The organism is Buttiauxella sp., assembly GCF_049686335.1.
Classification (GTDB): Bacteria; Pseudomonadota; Gammaproteobacteria; order Enterobacterales; family Enterobacteriaceae; genus Buttiauxella.
In genome coordinates this window covers 1-5,339 of sequence record NZ_JBAVHX010000016.1, presented here as the reverse complement: position 1 = coordinate 5,339, position 5,339 = coordinate 1, and the positions used below count along the sequence as shown (strand labels likewise).

The following is a 5,339-nucleotide window of genomic DNA, read 5'->3' as shown; positions in this document are numbered from 1 at the left end:
GCAATAAAAAACCACCCGAAGGTGGTTTTCACGACACTGCTTTATCATTGATTTTATAGCTTTTATTCCCATGGTGCCCGGGGCGGGACTTGAACCCGCACAGCGCGAACGCCGAGGGATTTTAAATTCTACGCAGTATCATGGCGCTACATAGCTTTTCATAGCAGGACTTAGCTGATATTAGCTATTCATCTTTGCTGTAGTTAGCAGGGAATAGATAGTCATGGATAGCGTTGAGCACAGAACTGACACAGACACACGAAATCACCAAGTAGTTGGTCATCCATGAAGAATTTCTATCAAAGAGTGTAGTCTCCAGGAAACTCGGTGCGGTTCATATTTAGCCTGGCAAACAGGAGTGATCCTCTATGAATAAATCAGATTTTGGAAATAGTGGCTAGAAACCGATCAGATCGTCGACCTGTAGTGTCAGCTCGCCACCAGTGATCCGTTTCAGGGTCTGCTCAATGACCTCAATATTGTTGTCAAAGCCTCCATGCGAGGCGCATTTAGTTTTCTTCGTCGTACCGTCGGCGGTAGCGCGGCGCATGATGATTTTTTCCTCTTCGTGAATGGTGAGACGCTCGCGAAGATTGCTGATTTCCATAGCATTGCGCCAGTTGGTCAGAGTTTCAGCAGAAATTGACGAGCCGTCCCAGTCGGTATATTCGGGCTTATAGACATTCTCCAGACCGAGGATAGGCATACGCAAATCAGCCTCCAGTGCGTTCGAGACGAAATAGAGCAATGACTTCTGATAAATGGTCGCTACGTTATCCTCTTGCTCACGGGGATCGCTAAGTATGTCGAGATACAGCCTCCTCATGAGCTCGGTTTGTGTTGCATAGTACCGGTTAGCAAAGGCGACAGTGCAGGCTGGCGCATAAAGATTAACTGACTTAATGTTGGGGATCAGATTCTTCTGCTTCAAGTTGTTGAGCAACCGGCCTAATACGATGGAGCCAGCGGAATGCCCTATCAAGTGCAACTCGAATTTGTCGCCCCAACTGCTAGCCAGTGAGTGCAGTGCATTACTCAGCAGGTCACCGCCGCGCCCGCTTTCCGTTGCCAGTTCAGCGTTTTCCTTCATTTCGCTCCATAGCGGACGGGCCAGAGGACGGCCGATTGTTTTTTCTATGATCGGATCGCTGATGTTATTGGTCAGCCAGCTACTTATGCTCCCAGCCATAGGCGAGACTGTGGGGCGGGTTTTGTCGGCGAGGATATCTCCTAGCGATTCGAGCAAACCGCTTTTCCATATTAGAAACAACGGATAACAACCGTTACCGAGGAAGTAGCGTCCCATAGCTTGTGCCCGTTTGATGGCATCCCCTTCACTGTTTAGGCCTCCATGTGCATAGATCACCAGGCGCTTGATGGGCTGTTCATTCTGACGAAACCAAGTGTCGGGTAGAACACAGGCCTGGTTTTGCAAGGTACGCGTAACGCCATCCAGTTTATCAAAGCGATCGACGCGACCATTGTTACCCAATACGATGCTGTGCTGGTAGGCGGTCTGTTCGTCCCACCAGTTGCCTTGGGTGGTACCGGTAGCCGCGACAAGTTGCTGTGCGCCACAACCACTGGCCAGGCGGTCGGATATTACGCCTGGCATGCCCATTGCTGCTACCCAGACGTCCATACCATGGGCCAACCAGTCGGTGTAGCTGATCACGGCGAAACCGCCAGCACCCCAGTTATGACCCCAGGAATTTTGGAGCACAAAGCCAACCCGGTTGAAGCCAACCAAAGCAAAGGCGTGACCGCCACTACGGGATGGTTTACCGTCGTAGTGTATGAGCGGAAGATCGGTGTGAGAAGAAGGTGGTTTATTGCTCGTCTTGACACCTTCCCAACCTTGATGGGTGTATGAAGATACATAGATGGCGCCGATTTCAAGAATCGCTGCCTGCAGGTCTGTTATTGCTTTGGGGTCTATGCGGTAATAAACGCCGAGAGTCCGTTCGACAGCATCCGTATCCCATCCAGCTGTCGGCAATGCATCATCGCCCGCATCGTAGCGCCAGTTCGACTCCAGGCAAACTCCGTTGTTGTACCAGCCCTTGAGTGCTCCACGGCAGCTTGACCCGTCGTAGTTTTCCCCTTCATATTCGTCGAAACGACGGGCGAATTTGTAAAGCATACGCGGACTTACCGATTCCATCTTCGAGGGCATTCCGGCCATGCGCCAGCGTAGATAGTTGATGACGCAGGCCAGGCCAAATCCCGTGCAAGCGCCTTCCAGGCCTTGGTCAAGAATCAGGCCTGCCTTGGTGTAAGTACCGATGGAATGCGCGATCTCTTTGTCATTCGGGTAGTTTTGAGGCAGCGAGACGGGCGGCGGCATATAGGGGCGGTCGCAGAGATCGGCAGCGTCGGGCGAGACATTGAGGCTACTGCGTCGTGTCGTGGCAGGAACTGTGGCTTGGCCTTTGTTCTTAGCCCTTGCGTTTACTCTATGTTGGGCAGCGGTGGACCACAGTTTTTGCGCATGCTGATAGGTATCGGTGAAACGATCCAGTCCATGACTCCCACCATTGACGACCTCACGGGCTGCTTTCAGATCGCCTTTGGCGAGCGCGGTGCTCAAGCGTTCCCGGTGGCTATCAATGAATGCAGCCAGCAGGCAGGCAGCAACTTCGGGTGCGCAGGCGCTGTCAGGATTTTCGGTCAGCGCGATGTCGAGCAACTTCCCGTATTTCTCATAATTCTCGCGACCGGTCAACTGAACGAAACCACGTCCACGATAGCGCGCCCCATCGCCGGGATTATTGTTGCCCAGCTCATTTTCGTACTTGCTGAACGGTAACTGCCCGGGCAATGTATTAAAGTGTGAGGGTAATTCGGCGATCGGCATGAAGCCCTCGGTCTCAGCCCTTATCGTACCCAGAGCGGCGGCAACCAGATTTGCATCGGTCAGGTTGAAAGCTGCCAGTGCAGCGGTGACATAGGGCAGATTGCTAGCGATATTGGACGTGCGGGTAAAGGGAAAGAGCTTCGCTACTAGACTATTGTCGACGATGACCGCCAGTTTAACCGACGGGGTAATGCCCAGGGCTGTCAGAGTTCGCGGTCCCGCGATACCATCGGCAACCAAGCCGACGCTGCTTTGCCATGCACGCAGTGCGGTTTCGGTGTCAGCGTTGAAGTCCTTACCGGAAGCCAAGCCTGGGAATGTTATTTTTCCGTTGTCCAACGTCTTGAGTAAGGCTTTCTTCAGATCGGCGACGGTCTGATCAGAATTGCCTCGCATCAACAGCACAGTTTTTGCGATGCTCATTTTCCTGCATCCTCATGTCGACAAAAGTTGGGGGAATCATAAGCAGAACTTTGCCACTTATGCCTGGGGGATTCTTCGAGCCGTTCAGGTGGTGTGACTATTTCAATATTCGATATGCTAGTGCTTTGTTTATTCAAAATGCATCATTCAAACGAATGATGCTCTCTCTTAAGTATTAGATAAAAAGCTGGAGATGATAATTTTCATCTACTTGTCAATACCACTGTCGAAAGGTAATGATTCGCGCAGTAAATAAAGTGACTCGAGCAGACATCTTTCACAGTCAGACCGACTTCCACCGATTTAATCAAGGCGATTTTCTGATGCTCAGTAAAACGAGCTTTACGCATAGCGATCTCCTTCGTTTCCAGCGTGAGTGTATGTCGGAAGATCTCTAAATATGAATGGTACGATTATGCGGGACACTTACACCTTGACTTCACCACCTCATGCGCTAATTTCCACACGAAACGGCACCGGTATAGCGGCACGCGGGAGAAGACAAGACGTTGTTGACCCGACGCCACGAGGTGTATCAGGCTTCGAAAGCAGCCAAGCCCGGACGCAGGTCACTGCAGACGATAAACTGGCAATGTCGGGATTGCGTAACGCTAAATCCGGAGCGGGGAAAACAGGCTGCTTACTTAACCTTAGATGACAAATACCATTCCATTAACAACGCATATTGAATCATCCATTTTCATGAGAGCGCAGTAACCTCAGATTATTTATAATAATTAAGATAGGCTATCTAAATAAAGGGTTCGGGTTATGAATATAAATGAGTTAATTCGTCAGATTCAAACTGAATTAAACATAGATATTGATGGTAAACCAGGGCCGCAAACTTGGACTGCTATCTATCAATACATTTTAAAGAATAAAGTAAAGCCAAGTTTAAGTGCCGATATAAAGTTGGATGAAGTCGATACGAGGAGCGAGGAGAATATCGAATTGCTATTACCGGAGGTGAAAAACTATGCACGGGCACTTGTACATAAAGCCAATGAAGTTGGGATAACTATCAAAGTGATCTCCGGGTTACGTACATATGCTGAACAAGACGCACTCTACGCACAAGGGAGAACGAAAAGCGGAGAAATTGTAACCAACGCCAAAGGCGGGTATTCAAACCACAATTTTGCCATTGCATTTGATATTGGTGTTTTTGAGGGAAACAAATATCTCGCAGAGTCAGCGAAATATAAAGCTGTTGGTGCGATGGGGATTGACCTTGGCCTTGAATGGGGCGGATCCTGGAAAACGATTATTGATCAACCTCATTTCCAGTTACGTCCAGTATGGGCCATAGATATGAATTCCTCGCAAATGTTGGCGGAATTAAGAAAACGCCATGCAATTGGTAAGGCAATATTTTAAGAGTTTCCAGTGAATCCTGGAAATCTGTGTCATTCCATTAAAATCCCGACAAATAGGAATGACACATGTCCCAATCCTTCGATTTCGATATAGCCCTGAAAGCACTTCAGGAACTTCAAGCTATGACAGGAAAAGATGGCATCTTAACACCGTTAAACAAACAGTTAACTGAAACAGCGCTCGCTGCTGAACTGGATTCCCATACCTTCGATATGCCCTTCAAGGGTTATCCTCATAAGAAAACTGATGTGCACCAGTGTGATCTTCTTAATTGTCCTGATTTCAGAATCCAGCGTTCAGTCCCTTCAAACTGGAGCGGCTGTAATCAGCTGTTTGGTGTTCAGGAAAATTGCTCCTGCTACTACATTAATTAGTACATTTTTGAAGGAATGACCGGTGGTGAGTACCAGTGCATGAAAAATGAGCGTATCCGTTACCGGAGACGTACCGGAAATAACACGTGCAGGATCCATGATAATACTGGTTATCTGATTGAGTTTTTTGCATCAGCAGGCTGTACGTTGCAATTCATTGCCCCCTTGAGCACAGGACGTGAATTTCAGGCAATAAAAAACCACCCGAAGGTGGTTTTCACGACACTGCTTTATCATTGATTTTATAGCTTTTATTCCCATGGTGCCCGGGGCGGGACTTGAACCCGCACAGCGCGAACGCCGAG

Annotated in this window: 2 protein-coding genes and 2 pseudogenes; 2 read left to right on the top strand and 2 right to left on the bottom strand. The window is 48.9% G+C overall.

Translation table 11 applies throughout. From position 1 onward, the window contains the following. Nucleotides 1-397: 397 nt before the first annotated feature. Together WBL83_RS13260 and WBL83_RS13255 are read right to left on the bottom strand one after the other, a co-directional pair. Complete coding sequence (locus tag WBL83_RS13260) at nucleotides 398-3,280, bottom strand: peptidoglycan-binding protein (protein WP_424589591.1); 2,883 nt, start codon at nucleotides 3,278-3,280, stop codon at nucleotides 398-400. A gap of 233 nt (nucleotides 3,281-3,513) precedes the next feature. Continuing rightward, nucleotides 3,514-3,630 (bottom strand): annotated as a pseudogene (locus tag WBL83_RS13255) (transposase); the annotation flags it as partial. A 421-nt stretch (nucleotides 3,631-4,051) separates the two neighbouring features. Between WBL83_RS13255 and WBL83_RS13250 the strand changes: the two are divergent. Both WBL83_RS13250 and WBL83_RS13245 read left to right on the top strand, forming a co-directional pair. Further along, nucleotides 4,052-4,660: a M15 family metallopeptidase gene (locus WBL83_RS13250; protein ID WP_424589590.1), complete on the top strand. Its 609-nt coding sequence runs from the start codon at nucleotides 4,052-4,054 to the stop codon at nucleotides 4,658-4,660. Nucleotides 4,661-4,725: 65 nt separating this feature from the next. Continuing rightward, a pseudogene (locus WBL83_RS13245) lies at nucleotides 4,726-4,863 on the top strand (IS256 family transposase); the annotation flags it as partial. Nucleotides 4,864-5,339 lie beyond the last annotated feature (476 nt).

What these genes read in the sequence shown, in the direction of transcription:
- WBL83_RS13260 (WP_424589591.1), bottom strand. Translation starts at nt 3,280, where the DNA reads ATGAGCATCGCAAAAACTGTGCTGTTGATGCGAGGCAATTCTGATCAG.
- WBL83_RS13250 (WP_424589590.1), top strand. Translation starts at nt 4,052, where the DNA reads ATGAATATAAATGAGTTAATTCGTCAGATTCAAACTGAATTAAACATA.